The 20,189-nt window shown below is 32.3% G+C and carries 18 protein-coding genes; 8 read left to right on the plus strand and 10 right to left on the minus strand.

All coding sequences use genetic code 11. The annotated features are described in order from the left end of the window. The first annotated feature begins 6 nt into the window (after positions 1-6). Positions 7-1,620 (plus strand): Ig-like domain-containing protein, encoded by a 1,614-nt coding sequence (locus tag BWZ22_RS05010; protein WP_076698397.1) that lies wholly within the window; start codon positions 7-9, stop codon positions 1,618-1,620. On the opposite strand, the gene BWZ22_RS05015 is transcribed toward BWZ22_RS05010, so the two are convergent. Beyond that, positions 1,613-2,392 (minus strand): amidohydrolase, encoded by a 780-nt coding sequence (locus BWZ22_RS05015; protein WP_076698398.1) that lies wholly within the window; start codon positions 2,390-2,392, stop codon positions 1,613-1,615. The two genes, BWZ22_RS05010 and BWZ22_RS05015, sit on opposite strands and share 8 nt — an antisense overlap. 114 nt (positions 2,393-2,506) lie before the next feature. Here BWZ22_RS05015 and BWZ22_RS05020 point away from each other — a divergent pair, with 114 nt between their 5' ends. Further along, complete coding sequence (locus tag BWZ22_RS05020; protein ID WP_076698400.1) at positions 2,507-4,603, plus strand: S46 family peptidase; 2,097 nt, start codon at positions 2,507-2,509, stop codon at positions 4,601-4,603. Between the two features lie 229 nt (positions 4,604-4,832). On the opposite strand, the gene BWZ22_RS05025 is transcribed toward BWZ22_RS05020, so the two are convergent. The 7 genes from BWZ22_RS05025 to BWZ22_RS05055 all read right to left on the minus strand — a co-directional run bounded on the left by BWZ22_RS05025 (position 4,833) and on the right by BWZ22_RS05055 (position 13,604). After that, positions 4,833-5,318 carry a hypothetical protein gene (locus BWZ22_RS05025; RefSeq protein WP_076698401.1) on the minus strand — a complete coding sequence of 162 codons (486 nt, stop codon included), beginning with the start codon at positions 5,316-5,318 and terminating at the stop codon, positions 4,833-4,835. Positions 5,319-5,364: 46 nt separating this feature from the next. After that, positions 5,365-7,134, minus strand: a complete 1,770-nt coding sequence (locus BWZ22_RS05030; protein ID WP_076698403.1) for a hypothetical protein — start codon at positions 7,132-7,134, stop codon at positions 5,365-5,367. Positions 7,135-7,213: 79 nt separating this feature from the next. Then, positions 7,214-7,906: a zinc metallopeptidase gene (locus BWZ22_RS05035; protein WP_076698404.1), complete on the minus strand. Its 693-nt coding sequence runs from the start codon at positions 7,904-7,906 to the stop codon at positions 7,214-7,216. Positions 7,907-8,047: 141 nt separating this feature from the next. Continuing rightward, on the minus strand, positions 8,048-9,148 hold the full coding sequence (gene ald / locus BWZ22_RS05040) for an alanine dehydrogenase (RefSeq protein WP_076698406.1): 1,101 nt from the start codon (positions 9,146-9,148) through the stop codon (positions 8,048-8,050). Positions 9,149-9,365: 217 nt separating this feature from the next. Then, entirely contained in the window at positions 9,366-9,644 is a 279-nt protein-coding gene (locus tag BWZ22_RS05045; protein WP_198027651.1) for a SemiSWEET family sugar transporter, read from the minus strand. A 115-nt stretch (positions 9,645-9,759) separates the two neighbouring features. Then, positions 9,760-12,834, minus strand: a complete 3,075-nt coding sequence (locus BWZ22_RS05050) for a leucine--tRNA ligase (RefSeq protein ID WP_076698407.1) — start codon at positions 12,832-12,834, stop codon at positions 9,760-9,762. A 212-nt stretch (positions 12,835-13,046) separates the two neighbouring features. Then, positions 13,047-13,604: a porin family protein gene (locus BWZ22_RS05055; protein WP_076698409.1), complete on the minus strand. Its 558-nt coding sequence runs from the start codon at positions 13,602-13,604 to the stop codon at positions 13,047-13,049. 202 nt (positions 13,605-13,806) lie between these two features. Here BWZ22_RS05055 and BWZ22_RS05060 point away from each other — a divergent pair, with 202 nt between their 5' ends. The 3 genes from BWZ22_RS05060 to BWZ22_RS05070 all read left to right on the plus strand — a co-directional run bounded on the left by BWZ22_RS05060 (position 13,807) and on the right by BWZ22_RS05070 (position 16,012). Continuing rightward, positions 13,807-14,745, plus strand: coding sequence for a DMT family transporter (locus tag BWZ22_RS05060; RefSeq protein ID WP_076698410.1), 939 nt, complete (start codon positions 13,807-13,809; stop codon positions 14,743-14,745). Positions 14,746-14,809: 64 nt separating this feature from the next. Continuing rightward, a complete protein-coding gene (locus BWZ22_RS05065; RefSeq protein ID WP_076698412.1) occupies positions 14,810-15,688 on the plus strand; it encodes an ABC transporter permease in 879 nt (292 codons plus the stop codon). Positions 15,689-15,760: 72 nt separating this feature from the next. Further along, positions 15,761-16,012 (plus strand): DUF3098 domain-containing protein, encoded by a 252-nt coding sequence (locus BWZ22_RS05070; protein WP_076698414.1) that lies wholly within the window; start codon positions 15,761-15,763, stop codon positions 16,010-16,012. A 39-nt stretch (positions 16,013-16,051) separates the two neighbouring features. On the opposite strand, the gene BWZ22_RS05075 is transcribed toward BWZ22_RS05070, so the two are convergent. Further along, entirely contained in the window at positions 16,052-17,194 is a 1,143-nt protein-coding gene (locus BWZ22_RS05075; RefSeq protein ID WP_076698415.1) for a glycerate kinase, read from the minus strand. Between the two features lie 76 nt (positions 17,195-17,270). Here BWZ22_RS05075 and BWZ22_RS05080 point away from each other — a divergent pair, with 76 nt between their 5' ends. Genes BWZ22_RS05080 through BWZ22_RS05090 form a run of 3 tightly spaced genes read left to right on the plus strand, consistent with a single transcriptional unit; the run spans position 17,271 to position 19,547 of the window. Next, positions 17,271-18,065, plus strand: coding sequence for an undecaprenyl-diphosphate phosphatase (locus tag BWZ22_RS05080; RefSeq protein WP_076698417.1), 795 nt, complete (start codon positions 17,271-17,273; stop codon positions 18,063-18,065). 3 nt (positions 18,066-18,068) lie between these two features. Beyond that, positions 18,069-18,782: a tRNA pseudouridine(55) synthase TruB gene (gene truB / locus BWZ22_RS05085; RefSeq protein WP_076698418.1), complete on the plus strand. Its 714-nt coding sequence runs from the start codon at positions 18,069-18,071 to the stop codon at positions 18,780-18,782. 42 nt (positions 18,783-18,824) lie between these two features. Continuing rightward, positions 18,825-19,547 carry a hypothetical protein gene (locus BWZ22_RS05090; RefSeq protein ID WP_232225233.1) on the plus strand — a complete coding sequence of 241 codons (723 nt, stop codon included), beginning with the start codon at positions 18,825-18,827 and terminating at the stop codon, positions 19,545-19,547. Here the strand turns inward: BWZ22_RS05090 and BWZ22_RS05095 are convergent. Next, entirely contained in the window at positions 19,531-20,148 is a 618-nt protein-coding gene (locus tag BWZ22_RS05095; protein WP_076702294.1) for a thioredoxin family protein, read from the minus strand. The genes BWZ22_RS05090 and BWZ22_RS05095 overlap by 17 nt on opposite strands. Positions 20,149-20,189 lie beyond the last annotated feature (41 nt).

Below are 20,189 nucleotides of genomic sequence, written 5' to 3' on the forward strand. Positions count from 1 at the left end.
TTGGTAATGACTAAAACCCTTTCAAATTTTATTTTAATACTTTTTTTAAGTGTAGCTTTTATAAACTGTGCTAACCGTGGCACACCCGAAGGAGGTCCTAAGGACGAAACCCCACCGGTAATTATTAAATCTGTTCCAGAGAATTTTTCAACCAATTTTGATGAAAATGAAATTAAAATTTATTTTGATGAGTACATTAAAATAAAAGATTTACAGAAGCAGCTCATCATTTCGCCACCTATGAAAACGCAACCAGTGGTGAAACCTTTTAGTAGTGCTAGTAAATTTATAACTATTAAAATTTCTGATACACTATTACCAAATACCACTTATGCTTTTAATTTTGGCAATAGTATTACTGACAATAACGAAGGAAATCCTTACCCGTATTTTAGATATGTTTTTTCAACAGGCGATTATATTGACTCTTTAAAAGTAACAGGAAAAATAATTGACGCCTTTAATAAAGAACCCGAAACCTTTGTCAACGTTGCTCTTTACGAAGTAGATTCTACATTCTCAGATTCTATTGTTTATAAAGAAACTCCTAAATACATTACCAATACGCTTGATAGCCTTACCACGTTTTCAATTGAAAATGTAAAAGCAGGAAAGTATATGCTCATGGCGTTAAAAGACAATAATGGTGATAATAAATTTCAACAAAAAACCGATCAAATTGCCTTTCATAAAAGTTTTATTGAAGTACCAACAGATTCGTCTTATATTTTAAAATTATTTAAAGAAATTCCAGATTTTAGAGCTAATAAACCCAGATTATTTTCTGGTGAAAAAATTGCTTTTGGATATGAAGGCGATTATACAAATATGAAAATTGATATCCTTTCTGAAGTACCAGAAGAATTTAGTTATAGAATTACAAAAGACGAAAAAGCCGACACTTTATATTATTGGTACACTCCAAGATTAGAGGTTGATTCTTTAGTTTTTAAAGTTTCTAACAAAAACTATGAAAAAGAGTTTACAGCCAAAATTAGCGAACAAAAACGAGATTCATTAATTTTAAAATCATCTGTTTCAGGAACTATTGGTATTGATGAGCCTTTTAAAATTATTGGCAGTACGCCTTTTGCTTCTTTTGATGATTCTAAAGTTTCTCTTATAGATAAAGACTCTACCAATGTTGATTTCTCTACTACGTTTGATACCCTAAACAATGCATACATATTCAATTTTAAGAAAAGTTATGAAAACAAGTATGCTATGAAAATTTTACCTGAAGCTTTTACAGATATTTTTAACAACGTTCAAACAGACACCCTATCTTATGCTTTAGGTACTAGAAAAGAATCAGACTTTGGTTTTGCCCGTTTTACTTTGGTGAATGCTAAATACCCACTTATTATTCAATTAACTGATGATAAAGGTGAGGTGAAATATGAAAAATATGCCACTAAAGAAGGGCAAATAGATTTTCAAAATTTAACACCAGGCAGGTATAATATTAGAGTTATTCATGATGCTAATGGCAACAAAAAATATGATACTGGTAGTTACTTAAAGAAAATTCAACCCGAACATGTAAGCCATTTTATTTTTGATAATAATGAGCAAATAAGAGCTAATTGGGGAAGCATTCAAACCTTAAATTTTAAGTAAACATAAAGTCATCTCTATCATTTAAAAACTTTAAAGCGTTTCGGTACGTTTCTATATGTTGCTTTTTTAAAGTAACTATTTCAATTTGCTCATTACTAGGTTTTATAGAGGTTATTTGGTTTCCTAAAACATCATAAACTGCAGAGTGCCCGTTATATTCAATAGCAACACCATCAACACCTACTCTATTAACACCTATGCAATAACTCATATTTTCTATAGCACGGGCTTTTAACAACGCATCCCAAGCATTTACTCTGGTTTTTGGCCAATTGGCAACATATAATAAAACATCATAATTAACAGTATTTCTAGCCCAAACCGGAAAACGTAAATCGTAACAAATTAACGGGCATATGTTCCAACCCTTATAATTAATAATCACTCTTTCTCTACCACTTGCATATGTTTTATCTTCATTAGCTAGCGTAAAAGTATGTTTTTTATCATACGTAGTAACTTGTCCTGAGGCTTCAACAAACAACAATCTGTTATAAAATTTACCTTCTTCAATAATCACTAAACTTCCTGTAATAGCAGAATTATATTTTGAAGCTATTTGCTTCATCCATGCAACTGTATTGCCTTGCATAGTTTCAGCAACACTTTTGGCGTTCATAGTAAAACCCGTTGTAAACATTTCGGGTAGTATCATAAGATCTACTTTTTCTGAGATGGATGCTATTTTTTCAGCAAAATTACTTCGGTTTCGTTCTGGGTTTTCCCAAACCAAATCAGATTGAAGCAATGCTACTTTTAAATGTTCTTGCATGTTTAAATAGTGTTTTAAATATTGGCTGCTTGTTTTAAGATTCTATTAAAATAACAAAAATTTACGTTTTAATTAATCCCTTTGCTATCTTTGGTACATTAAACATTTCACTTTATGAAACTCATTAAATTCCTCATATTATTTGTATTTTTTCAAGTAACAGCTCAACAAGGTGGCATGTGGATTCCTTCGCTTTTAGAAGGGATGAACGAAGCCGAAATGCAAGCTCTAGGCAGCAAACTTACAGCTAAAGATATTTATGATGTTAACAACTCTAGCTTAAAAGATGCAATTGGGCATTTTAATGGCGGTTGTACTAGCGAAGTTATTTCTCCAAAAGGACTAGTTCTTACCAATCACCATTGCGGATTTGCTCAAATTCAATCCCATTCTTCATTAGAAAATGATTATTTAAAAAATGGGTTTTGGGCTATGAGTTTAGAGGAAGAATTGCCTAATAACGGATTGTTTATTGAGTTTATAGTAAGAATTGAAGACGTAACATCTCAGGTTTTATCTGGAATTTCTGATGATATGACTGAAAAAGAAAAACAGTCTTTAATTGATAAAAACAGTAACGCATTACAAAAGAATGTTGAAAAAGAACCTTGGCAAGACACTAAAGTAAAATCATTTTACAAAGGCAATCAATACTTTTTATTTGTAACAGAACGTTTTGAAGATATTAGATTAGTAGGTGCTCCACCAACAAGCATTGGAAAATTTGGAAGCGATACCGATAATTGGGTTTTCCCAAGACATACTGGCGATTTTTCATTGTTTAGAATTTATGCCGATAAAAACAATCGTCCAGCTAAATACAGTAAAGATAACGTACCTTATACTCCTAAACACTTTTTACCCATTTCATTAGATGGTGTTGAAGAAGGTGATTTTACCATGGTTTTTGGTTTTCCAGGAACTACAGACGAATATTTACCTGCTGTAGCTATTGAACACATTACAAAAAATTTCAACCCAAGTAATATTGCTATTAGAGAAGCGGCTCTAAAAGTAATTGATGCCAAAATGAAAGTAAATGATGATATTAGAATTAAATACGCATCAAAACAAGCCAGAATAGCTAATGCTTGGAAAAAGTGGATTGGCCAAAATTCTGGTCTTAAAAAAAGTAAAGCAATAGCCCTAAGAAAAGCTTTTGAAGCTAAATTTATCAAAGCATATACAGAACAAGGTTTAGAAGACAAATACGGCCATATTCTTCCAGAATTTGATAAACTTTATAAAGATTTTGCCAATGTTGATGTAAAGCGAAGAAATTTTATTGAGGTGTTTTTAGTAACTAATGAATTGATGAAAATGGTTTTTAGAACCTATCAATTTGAACAAACCATCAAGAATAATCCCGACGCTTTAGACAAAGCCAAAAATTACATTATCAATACCATAAAAGGCATCCATAAAAATTACGATGTTACTGTTGATAAAGGCGTTTTTGAAAGTGTTATGCCAATGTACACCCAAAATGTAGATGCCACTATTTATAATAAAACCGCATTTACCAATTTAAACACCTCATTAGCATTATTTGAAGGCTCAAAAGAGGAAATCATAACAGCTATTAATAACGATGCTGCTTACAAATACGCAAAACCTATTATTGAAGAATTTTACAATGTTATTAATAAGGAATATGAAACAAAAAACCTAGCTATTTCTGCTTTGCAAAAGGAGTATATGACAGCGCTAATAAAAGTACTACCAAATGAGCGTTATTTCCCTGATGCCAATGGCACTCTAAGAGTTACGTACGGACAGGTTAGAGGCTATTCGCCTAGAGATGCTGTATACTACAATGCCATTAGCTATTTAGACGGCGTTATTGAAAAATATGTTCCAGGAGATTATGAATTTGATGTTCCTGAAAAATTACTAGAACTCTACAATAATAAAGATTACAGTCCTTACGCAGATAAAAATGGAAAAGTCCCTGTTTGTTTTTTAGGAACCAATCATACCACCGGCGGTAACTCTGGAAGTCCAACCATTGATGCGCATGGTAATTTAATTGGTTTGAATTTTGACAGAGTTTGGGAAGGCACTATGAGTGACATATACTACGACCCCGAAATATGTAGAAACATTATGGTAGATTTACGTTATGTACTTTTTATTATTGATAAATACGCTGGTGCCACACATTTAATTGATGAAATGACATTGGTACACCCAAAAACAGGTACTAAATAATTTTGAGCAAAAACCACTAATTGTTTTTTGTCATCTATACAACTCTTTGGTATACTGCTAAGTTCATTTTATTTTTTAATAAGTACTTTTAACTGTAATTTACAAACTATTCAACCCTACAATACCGCATCAAATAAAAAGAGTTCAAAAATTTATTTTTTTTGAACTCTTTTAGGTATTACTTGTTTAAAAGTAACAAAGTAGATTTAAGGCAAATTTTTAATTGCAACTATTCTAATTTCTTTTGGGCTTTTGCAATCTTGGTTTTTAAATGGGCTATCTTTTCTTTCCATTTTGCTTCGGCAACTGGAGAAAGTTTTCCTTTATTTTTTAGTTTTTCATATTTACTAAGTGCCGCTTCATGCTTTTCAATTGCTTTATCATAATTAGCTTGCGCTTTTTCTTTTTTCTTTAACGCCTTTTCTGCTTGCTTTTTCTTTTTCTCTACTTTTTTTTCGGCTTTTTCCTGTTCTTTTTCTGCTTTTTTCTGTGCCTTTTTAATTTTAGTAATATCTTTCTGTTGCTTTTTATAAATCTTAAAAATTTCTGATTTTTCTTCTTTTGAAAGGTCGTTTGTAACATCTACCCCTTCTTTAAAGATTGTATTTTTATTTACTTGATAAATACTCTGGTTTAGTATAACTTCTTGGGAAAAAACAGATAAACCTGTTAACACAAAGATTATTAATAAAGTAGCTCTAATAGGTTTTTTCATAATAAAAATAATTTACCTTTTAGACGCTTTTTTAATATCAAAGTCACTAAATAATATCCATTTTTTTTAATAAAAATGAAGCATTCATATTTTGACAAACACCTTGTTTTAATTTATAATCAAAGTGAAGTTCATCATTAATAATTTCTGCATCAAAATAGTAGTTTTTTACAGCTTCTAGTTCATTTTCAATTTCACACAAACTCAAATCATGTGTAGCAATAATTCCTGTAGCATTTGATGCAACTAATTTCTCAACAAATTTTTTAGAGCCAATAGCTTTATCGGTACTATTAGTGCCTTTTAGAATTTCGTCTAAAACAATAAAATAGGGTTCCTTAGAAATGGTATCAACTATAAATTTAAGACGTGTTAATTCTGAAAAGAAATAGGAACTATCATCAGTTAACGAATCTGAAGTTCGCATACTAGTTATTAGTTTTACCGGTGAGTATTTGCTAGATTTTGCACACACAGGCAAACCCATATTTGCCATAACAATATGCAAAGATACTGTACGTAAAAACGTGCTTTTTCCTGCCATATTTGCACCTGTAACTATAAAAAATTGTTTGTCATCAATTACTAAATCACTATCCACTCGTTTTGTTTTATCTAAAAGCGGATGTCCTAATTTTTCGGCTTTAATAACAGAGCCTGTTTTTAAAACCTCAGGATATATAAAATCTGAATGATTATAAGCATAATTCCCTAAGGAATTATAAGCATCAAAAAATGATACTACTTCAAACCAATCTTCTACTTTATTGGCGTATTGCTTAATCCATTTTTCTATACGATAAGCATTCTTTATATCAGTTAAAAAATAGCCATTGCCAAAAATTGCCCCAATAATATTATTTCTGTTATCTAAGGCATCTAAAGCTCTGGAGAGTTCTTTAAAAATAATGGAGGCTTCTTTGTTTTCAGACTTAATTTTTATTTGTTTTTGGTGTAGTAATTCTGAAGAAAAATTCTCTTCTTCTATTAACTTTAATAATTGTGCGTATTGCCTAAAAGTATCTTTAACTTTATCTACATGTATTGAAAGTGAATTTATTTTTTTTACATAAAACCCAGTAATTATTAAACCAATAAACAGCCAATAACCAATAAAGGCAACATCAATTAAACTTAATAAGGTTGCCCCCAATAAAACTAGTGTTGCTACGGTAAACCCTAGTGGTAACCAACGCATTACAGAAGGAAGAAAAGGTGTATAACTTTTTAGCCAATTAACAATGTCTTTAGCAGGTGTTTCAACATGAACCAAACTTGAAGTTGCCGAATAATATTGACGCCATTTTGGTTTAGAACTTAGTTCTTTTATAGCGTCTTGCCTTAAAGGTATATTTTTAATATTATTAGCTTTTAATAGAGCTGCTAAGGTTTGAGTGCCTTCGCTTATATTGGTTCTGTTTATATATTGAAAGAATGAACCACGACCAAACAAATCAATATCTAAACTGTAAAAATGTGCTGGATCTTGAAACTGAAGTCCGTTATCTCTATCATAAAAATCACCCGAAGCTATTTTTAACTCTGCACTGTTAATAGCAACCAAGGCTTCATTAAACACTTTTTCTTGTTTAACATCGGTATGCTTAGACAGTAGTTTTACAAAAATTACAATACCAATGATAGCTATTGAAACTGCCGGTTGCCAAATGTTAAACATTACGTAAACGCCAACACCTGTAAGCAAAAATACTAGTAAGCGCAATAGACTTAAAGTAGTCATTCTTTTGTAAGACACTTTGGCTTTAACTTGATACTGCTTTAAATGTTCTTTATAATATTCTAGAGGATGATTCATTTCATTGAAAAAAAGTTCATTAAAGAAACAAAAAAGCCCTGAAAAATCAGAGCTTTTTATAAGTTATAATTTGAAAATATTAGTCTCTACCAAAAACTTGTAGTGCCCAATATAATAAGTTTGCCAAAGCACCTATGGCAGCCACTAAATAAGTTCTTGCTGCCCATTTAAGTGCATCTTCAGAACCTTTATATTCTTCTGGGGTTACTATATTTTTATTTTTTAACCAAGCTAATGCACGGTTACTAGCATCGTACTCTACAGGAAGCGTAATAAAACTAAACGCTGTTGCAGCTCCCATCATAACTAAACCTGCAACTGCAACCCACCAGCCTAAGCCTAAACCAGCTGCTCCACCAAGAATAAGACCACCAATTATTAACCATTGAGACATGCCAGAAGTTACACTAACTACAGGCACTAATGTAGATCGCATTTGCAACCAACTATATGCTTTTGCATGCTGTACTGCATGTCCGCATTCATGTGCTGCTACTGCCGCTGCTGCTGCATTTCGCTCATGGTAAACCGCTTCACTTAAATTAACCGTTTTATTTTTTGGGTTGTAATGATCTGTTAATCTACCTGGTGTTGAGATAACTTCTACATCATAAATGCCATGATCTGCTAGCATTTTTTGTGCTATTTCTGCACCACTCATACCATTTCGTAATTGCGTTTTAGAATACTTTTCAAACTTTCGTTTTAAGGTATTACTTACTGCCCAACTTACTAAGGCAATTGCTCCTATTAATATATAATATCCAAACATAATTTCTTTTTTTAATTTATAGTAAATATAGCAATAATTACACCAATTTTTTAAAATGTAATTTTGTCAGATACAAAAAAAAGACCCTGATAAACATACAGTCTATCAGGATCTATTCGCTATTAATCAGTTCAAATAGAATTAAACCATTTCGTATTCTAAATCAAATGCTTCTGCTATTTCTTTATAAACTATTTTTCCGTTTACAATATTAAGTCCTTTGGCAAGCGATTTATTTGTATTGGTAGCTTTTTTCCAACCCATATCTGCTAACTTAATTACATATGGTAAAGTAACATTTGTTAATCCCATAGTTGAAGTATAAGGTACAGCCCCAGGCATATTAGCAACAGAGTAATGTACAACCTCATCAATAATATAAGTTGGATCTTGGTGTGTTGTTGGTTTTGTAGTTTCAAAACAACCACCTTGATCTACCGCCACATCAACCATTACGGTTCCGGGGCGCATGTCTTTAAGCATGTCTCTGGTAATTAATTTTGGTGCTTTGGCTCCTTTTATTAACACGCCTCCAATAATTAAATCAGAATCTTTAATATGTTTTCTAATGTTATATTCACTAGAAAACTCACTAATAACGTTATTTGGCATGGTTTCACTAACATGACGTAATGCCTTCATATTTATATCTAAAATAAACACGTTAGCACCTAAACCAGAAGCCATACGTGCCGCTTGAACCCCTACTACTCCAGCTCCTAATATTAATACTTTTGCAGGTGGTACTCCAGGTATTCCTCCTAATAAAATACCACGCCCTTTAATGGGTTTTTCTAAATATTTAGCACCTTGTTGAATAGACATTCTTCCTGCAACTTCAGACATTGGTATTAATAATGGTAAAGAACCATCTTCATCTTCAACAGTTTCATAAGCTATACAAACCGCTTTACTATCAATCATAGCTCTAGTAAGTGTTTCACTAGATGCAAAATGAAAATAAGTAAACACCACTTGGTCTTCCTTAATTAAACTATACTCTTTTTCAATAGGTTCTTTAACTTTTACAATCATTTCGGCTACATCGTAGATTTCTTCAATAGTATCTAATATTGTAGCGCCTGCATTGATATAATCTTCGTCTAAAAATCCACTATTATATCCTGCATTTTTTTGAATATAAACAGAATGATTTCTTTTAGTAAGTTCAAAAACACCCGATGGCGTCATGCCAACTCTATTTTCATTGTTTTTGATTTCAATAGGAACACCAATTTTCATAAGCGGTAATAATTTTTAAGTTATTGATTAAAAACGGTAACAAATTTAAAATAATAGATTGAAAATTAATTCTAAAAAAACTAATTTTTTAAAAATTCAATAACAAATTTAACATTGAGTTATGAATAAAATAAAATATATCGATTTAATAGAATTTTATTGCGTTTTCTGTAAATAAGACGAAACCACTTAAAAAAACCCTTAGTTTAAAAGACATTTATTGACGTTTACCATACTTTATTTTGAAATAAAGCAGTAAAAATGAAGACATAATAGTAATGGCATTAGCCAAAATCATGGAAAGACTTTTTTCTAAAATTCCATACACTAACCAAAATACAATACCAATAAAAAAGATAAGCAACATAGGAAGTGACAATGCAGATACATCTTTGGTTTTCCAGGTTTTATAAACTTGAGGTAAAAAAGCCGATGTTGTTAAAACAGCGGCCGTTAAACCTATTATTTCTATGTAGTCTATATTGAAAACTTGCATAATCCCTCTAAAATATAGATGTTATTCTAAAACCTCAAGGTAGGAACAATCTTTACAATTTGGAATACCTATTATGATTGAAATCTCCACGATGCTCCCCTTAGAACGACGTTTTTTACCCTACAATATTCACAATTTTACCAGGCACTACAATAACCTTTTTAGGCGTTCTGCCCGCTAATTGTTCTTGTGTTTTTTCGTGCGCCATTACTGCTTTTTCTATGTCTTCTTTACTCATATCTAATGGTAACTCCATAGTAAAACGCATTTTTCCGTTAAACGAAATTGGGTATACTTTGCTGCTTTCTATTAAATAACTTTCGTCAAACTTAGGAAACGCAACATCACTAATACCTTTGTAATCACTTGGTAATTCTTCTGGTTGAATGTACTTACCAAATTCAACACAAGCATAAAGTTGTTCTGCTACATGTGGCGCATAGGGTGAAATTAGCACCAATAATGGTTGTAAAATAGCTTTACTTGTACATTTTTGACTTGTTAACTCATTAACCGCAATCATGAAGGTTGATACCGATGTATTGAAAGAGAAATTCTCAATATCTTCTTCAACCTTTTTAATGGTTTTATGTAATGTTTTAAGGTTGTCTTTGGTTGGTTCTGCATCGGTTACTTTAAGTCCGTTGTCATCAAAATACAGTTTCCAAAGCTTCTTTAAGAAACCGTGAACACCGGTAATACCAGCCGTATTCCAAGGTTTGTATTGCTCTAAAGGCCCAAGAAACATCTCGTAAAGACGTAAACTATCGGCACCATAATCAACACAAATTTGGTCTGGATTAACTACATTATATTTTGATTTGGACATTTTTTCGACTTCTCTTTTTACTTTAAAGGTTCCGTCAGCCTCGAAAAGATATTTCGCCCTCATAAATTCTTCTCTCCAATTTTTAAAGGCTTCGACATCCAATTCATCAGATGAGTTGACAAAAGAAACATCTGAATGTATAAAATCTAATTGATAATCAATAAATTCTATTTTTAAATCTATTTCAAAATCAAAACTTGAAGTTAAATCAATTTTCTTTTTAAAATTATCAAGAACAATTTGTTTCGTCTCACTTTTAAGTAATTCTAAATCATCTGTTATTCCACTAGAAACGTACAAAACACCTTTTTCAGTTGAAACCTCCATAATTGGATTATCTTTTAAAAGAGGCTCCTTGTTTGTTTCGTTTTCATTTGAAACATACACTCCAATTTTATAATACCCCGAAAACCTTGCAACAAAAGCACTCGTCCCCAAAATCATGCCTTGGTTAATTAGCTTTTTAGCAAACTCATCGTGGTTTACATAGCCTTTATCAAACATAAATTTTTGCCAAAAACGCGAATACAGTAAGTGACCGGTTGCGTGTTCACTACCACCAATATATAAATCTACTTGTTGCCAATAATCTATAGCTTCTTTAGAGAAGATGGCCTCGTCATTATGTGGATCCATGTAGCGGTTAAAGTATTGCGAACTTCCTGCCCACCCTGGCATGGTATTTAACTCTAATGGGAATACGGTTTTATTGTCAATCTTTTCGTTTTCAACCACTTTATTATTTACGGTATCCCAAGCCCATTTGGTGGCGTTTCCTAATGGTGGTTCACCGGTTTCGGTTGGTAAATATTTTTCAACCTCAGGCAACTCAATTGGTAAATACTTGGTATCAATCATTTGTGGTAAGCCATCAACGTAATACACTGGGAACGGCTCTCCCCAATAACGCTGGCGACTAAACACAGCATCGCGTAAGCGGTAATTGGTTTTTCCTTTGCCATGACCAATTTGCTCCAACTCATAAATTACTCGTTTGGTAGCTTTTTTATAGTTCATGCCATTAATAAAATCGCTATTGGCAATAATGGTTTTTTCTTTATCTGCAAAGGCTTGCTCAGAAATATCAACACCTTCAAAAATATTTGGAATAGGAATGTTGAAATGCTTCGCGAAATCATAATCGCGTTGATCACCACATGGTACTGCCATTACAGCGCCTGTACCGTAACTTGCTAATACGTAATCTCCAATCCAAATTGGAATAGGTTCTTTAGTAAACGGATGTTCTGCATAAGCCCCAGTAAACACCCCTGAAATGGTTTTAACATCGGCCATTCTATCGCGCTCACTACGTTTTGCGGTGGCTTCAACATAAGCCTCTACTGCTTCTTTTTGCTCGGGTGTTGTTATTTTAGAAACTAACTCGTGCTCTGGCGCTAAAGTCATGAAACTCACTCCGAAAATAGTATCAGGACGTGTGGTAAATACTTCTATGGTATGAGATTGCGTCGTTTCACTCGAAATGACGTTAAAGGTTACTGAAGCTCCAACCGATTTTCCTATCCAGTTACGCTGACTTTCTTTTAAAGAATCTGTCCAATCAATAGTTTCTAAACCTTGAAGTAAACGTTCTGCATAGGCTGAAATACGCATACTCCATTGGGTCATTTTCTTTCCAATTACAGGATGTCCACCACGCTCAGACACGCCATTTACAATTTCATCATTTGCCAATACCGTACCTAAAGCAGGACACCAGTTTACTTCGGTTTCGGCTAAATACGTTAAGCGGTATTGTAATAGAATTTTTTGCTTTTTTGTAGTATCAAAACCATTCCAATCTTCTGCAGTAAAGCTTTCTACATCATCATCGCAAGCGGCATTTACATTGGTATTCCCTTCAACTTCAAATATTTTAATTAATGCTGAAATGTCTTCGGCTTTATTTGTTTCGTAATTATACCATGAATTGAATAGCTGAATAAAAATCCATTGTGTCCATTTGTAATATTTCGGATCAGAGGTTCTTACCTCACGAGACCAATCGAACGAAAAACCAATTTGATCTAACTGACGACGATAGGTTTTAATATTTTCGGCAGTAGTAATGGCAGGATGTTGACCTGTTTGAATGGCATACTGTTCAGCCGGTAAACCAAAAGAATCATATCCTTGCGGATGCAATACGTTAAAACCTTTATGACGTTTGTAACGTGCATAAATATCAGAAGCAATATAACCTAATGGATGCCCAACATGTAAACCCGCACCACTTGGATACGGAAACATATCCAACACATAATATTTGGGTTTATCACTTTGATTTTCGGCTTTAAACGTTTGGTTTTTGGCCCAATATTCTTGCCATTTGGCTTCTATTTCGTTGAAATTGTAATTCATTTAAACTAAATTCTAATTATCGTTAATTACAAGGGTAAAGCTATGATTTTCAATGTATTGAATCACTAAACACCTATCTACAACACACTTTTTGAAGTTGCAAATTTAAGGAATAGGTATTAAACTGCCTATTAATGTTATATAAGTATTCTAAAAAGAAAACATCCTGAGTTACAGGATGTTTTTTTAAGGTTTATATAAGAAAATTAGCTTTAAAACTTATACCCTAAAGCCAATTGAAAGACGCTATTTTTAATATCTGGATTTTCTACAACTGTTGTAATACCATAATTATATCTTAGTTGAGCAAACATATTTGCCCCAAAATTATAACCCAAACCTAAGTTTGCACTAAAATCGAAACTTGAGGCGTCGGTATCAGCATCGGGGATGCTACTATCGTTATAGTCTCCCTTATCATCTACCAAAAAAGAAAATTGAGGGCCAACTTCCACACTAAAATTTTCGGCTACATAAAATTTTGCCAATACTGGAACCGCGATATAGTCGAGTTTAACTTTAACAATATCTTCGGCTTCAGAACCTTGTCTTGTATACAACAACTCTGGCTGTAGTGAGAATTTGTCGCTGAATGCAATTTCAGAAATCAATCCTGCTTGAAGCCCTATTAAAGCATTTCTATCGGCATCGCCTCCAGAAAAATTAGCAATATTAATCCCTGCTTTGGCACCAAAAGTTACCTCTTGAGCAGTTGATTGTAGTGAAATTCCCAAAGCAGCAATTGCTAAAACAATACATAATTTTTTCATAATAGTTTAAAGTTTAAATTAGGGTTTGCTATTTTCCAAGAACTGTGCCAAATAAAAATAATCATTTGTTTTACCCAACAGAAACACCTGCAGGTTTACACTAATTATTTAATAGATTTTTATTGATTATAAAGTTATTTTTAAATATTACTTTTGCTTCTTTTTAGAAAATTATACTGTTTCATTTTTTTACTAATTTCTATTGTTAAACAACAAGTACAAAGCACATTTAGCGCTACTTGGAGCTAATATAATTTACGGCGCCAATTATATTATAGCTAAAGGTATTATGCCCGATAAAATTTCGCCAACGGCTTTTGTTTTTATAAGGCTTTCTTGTTGCGCGCTACTATTCTGGGTTGTTAAGCTTTTGTTTATTAAAGAAAATGTTGAGAAAAAAGACTTTTTTATGCTTGCGCTATGTGGACTTTTTGGAGGAGCAGCCAATCAAATGTTATTTTTTCATGGCATTAATTTAACATCACCTATTGATGCTTCTATAATTCAAACAGCAACGCCTGTTTTAGTTTTAATTTTTAGCGTTATTATTTTAAAAGAACGTATTACTAAAAACAAGATACTAGGAATAACCTTAGCTGCTACTGGTGCTATTTTTTTAATTTTATACGGAAACAAAGCTGTTGGTACCAGCTCGTTTCTTGGTAATTTATTTATATTACTAAACGCTTGTAGCTACGGACTTTACTTAGTTCTAGCCAAAACACTAATGAAAAAATACCATGCCATTACTGTTGCTAGTTGGCTATTTCTATTTGGGTTTCTTTACATATTTCCCTTTGGAATTTCAGATATTTTAAACACCAATTTTGAAGCCTTTACCACAAATACATACCTAACCATAGGCTATGTTGTTTTGTTTACTACGTTTTTTGCTTATTTATTCAATATTTATGCACTTAACCACCTAGCCCCATCAGTAACCAGTAGCTATGTTTATTTACAACCTGTGGTTAGCTTTTTATTAGTTAGTATTTTAGCCTATCTTTTTGCTCTAAACCAATATGCCCAAGATATTAATTTGATTAAGATTTTAAGCTGCGTTTTAGTAGCTATTGGTGTTTATATTATTAGCAAGCCAAAAAAAAAAAACGATAAAAAAAGAACTATAGTAAAAGATTAAGCGTTGTTGCTAATATAGAATAAGAATACTTTATTATTTTTACATTATTAATCCAAAAACATTTATGAGCTCATACTTTGAAAAACAACAAAAGCGCCGACTTATCTCTTCTTATTTCTCTGTAGTTTTAAGTATTGCCTTAGTATTGTTTTTACTGGGATTATTGGGTATTATTTTAATTAATGCTAAAAAAGTATCTGATCATTTTAAAGAACAGGTAGTTGTTACTATTTATTTAAAAGAAAACGCTAAAGACATAGAAATTAAGCAACTTGAAAAAAGTTTAGCTATGAGCGATTATGTTAAATCTATTGAATACGTTAGTAAAGAACAAGCTGCCGAATTTATGAAAGCCGAAACGGGTGAAGATTTTATGGACTTTGTTGGTTACAATCCGTTACAAAATTCTATAGACGTTTACTTAAAAGCCGATTACGTAACCTCTGAATATTTAGAAACCGTATCTGTAGAGGCTTTAAACAAAAAATTTGTTGATGAAGTAAGCTATGATAATGACTTGGTAAACTTAATGAACGATAACGTAAAAAAAATAAGTTTTTGGGTATTGGTAATTAGTGCCCTTTTTACTGTAATAGCCGTATTGCTTATTAACAGCTCATTACGTTTATCTGTTTACTCTAAACGTTTTACTATAAAAACCATGCAAATGGTTGGGGCTACAAAACAATTTATACGCAGACCATTTATTTGGAAAAGTATACGTTTAGGCATTATTGGTGCCACATTAGCTTTAATAGGAATGGCAGTTGTTTTTTATTATTTAAACCAAACTTTTCCAGAATTAGAACTTTTAGCTAACCCTATTCTTGTAATTTTACTTTTTGTGTTTGTTTTTGGCCTAGGCATTATAATTACATGGATAAGCACCCATTTTGCTACCCAACGTTTCTTGAATTTAAGAACAGATGAACTTTACTACTAGCACTAATTTAAAACAGCATTAACACTTAAGTATTAAATAATTCCTTTAATTTGCAATTATTCTAAAAGAAAGATGGGAGAAAAAAAACGAAAAGAAGAATCTAAACCAGTTTTTATTTTTGGTAAAAAAAACTATAAATTCATGTTTATTGGATTAGCGTTTATTGCCATTGGTTTTATTTTAATGTCTGGTGGTGGTAGTGATGACCCTAATGTTTTTAATCCTGAAATTTTTAACTGGAGGCGCATCCGTTTAGCACCCGCTTTAGTGTTAGCTGGATTTGGTATTCAAATTTATGCTATTCTTTTAAATCCTGATAAATAGTAGCATTTTACTGAAAAAGTATGAACTTCTTTTTCTCTTTTAAATAGATTCCTGCTTTCGCAGGAATGATAAAGCAAACGTTTCTGCCATTTGTTTTACATAATTATAGCTATTTTTCATGGCATCATCTAAATCAGTTGCGTTTTCAATTACAGAACTAGCGTAATTAATTCCCATTTTGGTAGTTTCTTCTTTTGACAACTCTAGCGAACCACAAAAAGCAGCCACTTTAATTTGTTGCGCTTTCGCGGAAGTTAACACACCTTGAATGGTTTTTCCAGACATGGTTTGCGTGTCTAATTTACCTTCGCCAGTAATAATCCAATCGGCTTTAGATATTTTAGTGTCAAAATTTGCTAAATTTTTAATGAGCGTAATACCTGGAGTTAATTCGCCATTTAAAAACAATTTTGAAGCAATACCCATACCACCAGCTGCACCAGCACCTTTTACACTTTGCACATCAACTTTAAAAGTAGTTTCTAAAAGCTTTGAAAAATCTTGTAAACCTTTATCAAGCATTTTAATATCACTTTCTGTAGCTCCTTTTTGTGCGGCATATACATAGGCTGCTCCGTTTTTGCCGTATAATGGGTTGGTAACATCGCAGGCTACACTAAACTTGGTAGTTAGCAGCTTTGGATGTGCTTTTAAGACTTCTATTTTTTTTATTTCTGAAAGATTAGCACCAATAGGCTTAACCTCTTTATTGTTAGCATTAAAAAACTGAAAACCTAATGCTGATGCCATACCAATACCACAATCGTTAGTAGCGCTTCCGCCTATACCTAAAATAATGTGTTTTACCCCTTTATTTAAAGCATCTTTAATTAACTCGCCTGTACCAAAAGTAGACGCATTTTTACAATTAAACTGTTGTGGTTTTAATAATTTAACACCAGAGGCTTCGGCCATTTCAATGAATGCTATTTTGGTGTCTTCAGAATATAAATAAGACGCTTCAACAGGTTCAAAAAATGGGTTATTAACCATTAATTTTACCATGTTGCCTTTTAAGTAATAGTTTACAACATCAATAGTACCATCGCCACCATCGGCTAATGGTAATTTTAAAATTTCAACTTCAGGAATAACCGATTTTACACCTTCCTCTACAGCATTACAGAATGCTATTCCTGTTAGCGAATTTTTAAACTTATCGGGTGCCACAATTATTTCCATATATTAAAAATACCAAATATTACATCATTAACATATTAAAACACAATTTGTATTTCTATTTAATTATTTTTGCCCCATGGATACATTAGACGCAATTATTTTAGGTATTATTCAAGGGCTTACAGAGTTCTTACCTGTATCATCTAGCGGACATTTAGAATTGGGTAAAGCAATTCTGGGCGACCATTCTGTGCCTGAAGAAAGCTTACTTTTTACCGTAGTACTACACTTTGCAACCGCTTTAAGTACTATAGTTATTTTTAGAAAAGACATTTTTGATATTATTAAAGGGATTTTAAAGCTTCAGTGGAATGAAGACATGCAGTTTTTAGTTAAAATTGTTGTATCAATGCTACCTGCTGTAATAGTTGGGTTATTTTTTGAAGAACAATTAGAAACCCTTTTTAGTGGTAACATTTTGCTTGTAGGCGCTATGTTAATTGTAACGGCAGCCCTTTTATTTTTAGCCGATAAAGCTAAAGACACTAACAAAAAAGTAACCTTTAGTAACGCATTTGTTATTGGTATTTCACAAGCCATTGCTATGCTTCCTGGTATTTCGCGCTCTGGCGCCACTATTTCAACCTCTGTTTTACTTGGTAATGATAAAACTAAAGCTGCGCGTTTTTCATTTTTAATGGTAGTACCTTTAATTTTTGGGAAAATTGCTAAAGATGTTTTAAGTGGCGATATTTCTATGGAAAGTCAAAACTTTACGGCACTTTCCGTTGGTTTTGTAGCCGCTTTTGTAGCTGGACTTTTTGCCTGTACTTGGATGATTGCTTTAGTTAAAAAAAGTAAATTATCATACTTTGCTATTTACTGCGTTATTGTGGGGCTTATTGCTATTACAGTTTCATTTCTAAATTAAAATATGACTGCTGAAGATTTCCTTTCTGGACAAATATTATTAATAGACAAGCCTCTTAACTGGACTTCTTTTCAAGTAGTTAATAAACTGCGGTGGGAAATTAGACAAGCCTTCAAAATAAAAAAAATAAAAGTTGGGCATGCGGGCACACTCGATCCTTTAGCAACAGGATTATTAATTATTTGCACAGGAAAAAAAACCAAAGAAATTAACACTTATCAAGCTCAAATAAAGGAATACACAGGCACTTTTGTTGTAGGCTGTACAACGCCTTCGTTTGATTTAGAAACCGAAATAAACGAACATTTTCCTACCGAACATATTACCGAAACTTTAATAAACGAAACCACAAAACAATTTATTGGCGATATTGAACAGTTTCCACCAGTGTTTTCTGCTATAAAAAAAGATGGAAAACGCCTTTATGAATTTGCTAGAGCTGGTGAAGATGTAGAAATAAAACCTAGAAAAGTAACTATTTCAGAATTTGAAATTACTAATATTGAAACTTCTACTGCGCTTAGTACAGCTAGTTTAAATATTGACTTTAGAGTGGTTTGTAGTAAAGGCACTTACATACGCTCTTTAGCTAACGATTTTGGTAAAGCATTAAACTCTGGCGCACACCTTTCTGCTTTAAGGCGCACTAGAATTGGCAATTTTAATGTTGAAAAAGCTACCTCTATTGAAACTTTCATTACTAATTTAAAGAACTAAAATATTTATTTTTACGTATATTGGATAAACAATTGGTAAAAATTGCATCTCTCAAATCAACATAAAGCCCTAGTATTAACCTTTCTTGTAGCAGCAACGGTAGTACTTTCTGTGTTTAGTTTTAGCCTAAAACAACAACAAGAACGTATTGCTGAAAGTTATTTCGAATTAGAACCTGAAGAGGAACTTACTGAGGAAGAAATTAAAATTATTGAAGCTTTAGATAAACTAAACAGCTCTAAAGCCGAAACTAATAGCGCTTTTAACGAAACACAAAAAGCGAATCATTTTGCACAAGCTTATAAAACTATTGCACCACCCGAAGATTATGTTCCTAAAACAAGCGATATAGACAGTGACCAAGCGTTAAACAATTATAAAGAAAAATATAAAAACAACCACTTAGACGACTTAAATGAAGAAGCGCTCTCTCAATTTGACAAAGTTAATAACGTACTAAAAAAACAACAAGAAGAAGCCAATAATGCCAATAGCACTATTGGATTCTCTTTAAAAGGAAGAACAAAAGTTTATATACCTATTCCTGTGTATCTTTGTGAAGTTAACGGAAAAATTGTAGTAAACATAACCGTTAATGCTTCAGGACATGTTATTGATGCTTATGTAAACACCTCATCAAATTCTGATAACGAATGCTTAATTGAACACGCTCTAGATTACGCTAAAGAGTCTATATTTAGTGCAGATGCTTCAAAACCAACCCAAATAGGATCTATTACATTTAACTTTATTGGGAAAAACTAGGTTGAAATCTGCTTAACATTTCAGCAATATCATCTATTATTGTGTTTCCTTTATCTTTATTATACCAATGTTGTAAATCTTCTTTAAACTCTGGCGTAAGCTTACCATTTTCAGCTTTAAATCTTTTCACATAATAAGTCGCTTCGCTTGGTCTTGGCCCATAAGTATCTAAAACAGCACCCGTTTCATTGTCAATCATAATTAACTTTGGTATTGCCCTGTTTCCATCGGTTAAAAACATATCCATTAATTCAAGATTATCATCTCTTAAAACTACACGCATAGTAATTTTAGGGTTCAATTCTGCAATTTTATTCAAAACGGGTAAAACGTGGGCAGCATCTCCGCACCAACTTTCTGTAATAACTAACCACGTAACATTAGCATTAAAATCTAAAAGACGTTTTTTAGATTTGTTGTCTATTTTTAAAGTCTTATCCCAACGCTTCATGCGCCTGTTATTCAACTTAGTAAAGTCTATTTTATCAGCACTTTTATCAACTCCAGTAGCGCTTTCCTGTTCTACTAATTTAAGCATTAAACTACGATATGCCTCATAAGACATACTATTTTCTAAACTAGATTTTATAATGTTGTTCATAACAAATGGTTTTGATGACGGTACAAAATTAGTATCTTGCC

The sequence above is a fragment of the Seonamhaeicola sp. S2-3 genome (assembly GCF_001971785.1).
Taxonomy (GTDB): domain Bacteria; phylum Bacteroidota; class Bacteroidia; order Flavobacteriales; family Flavobacteriaceae; genus Seonamhaeicola.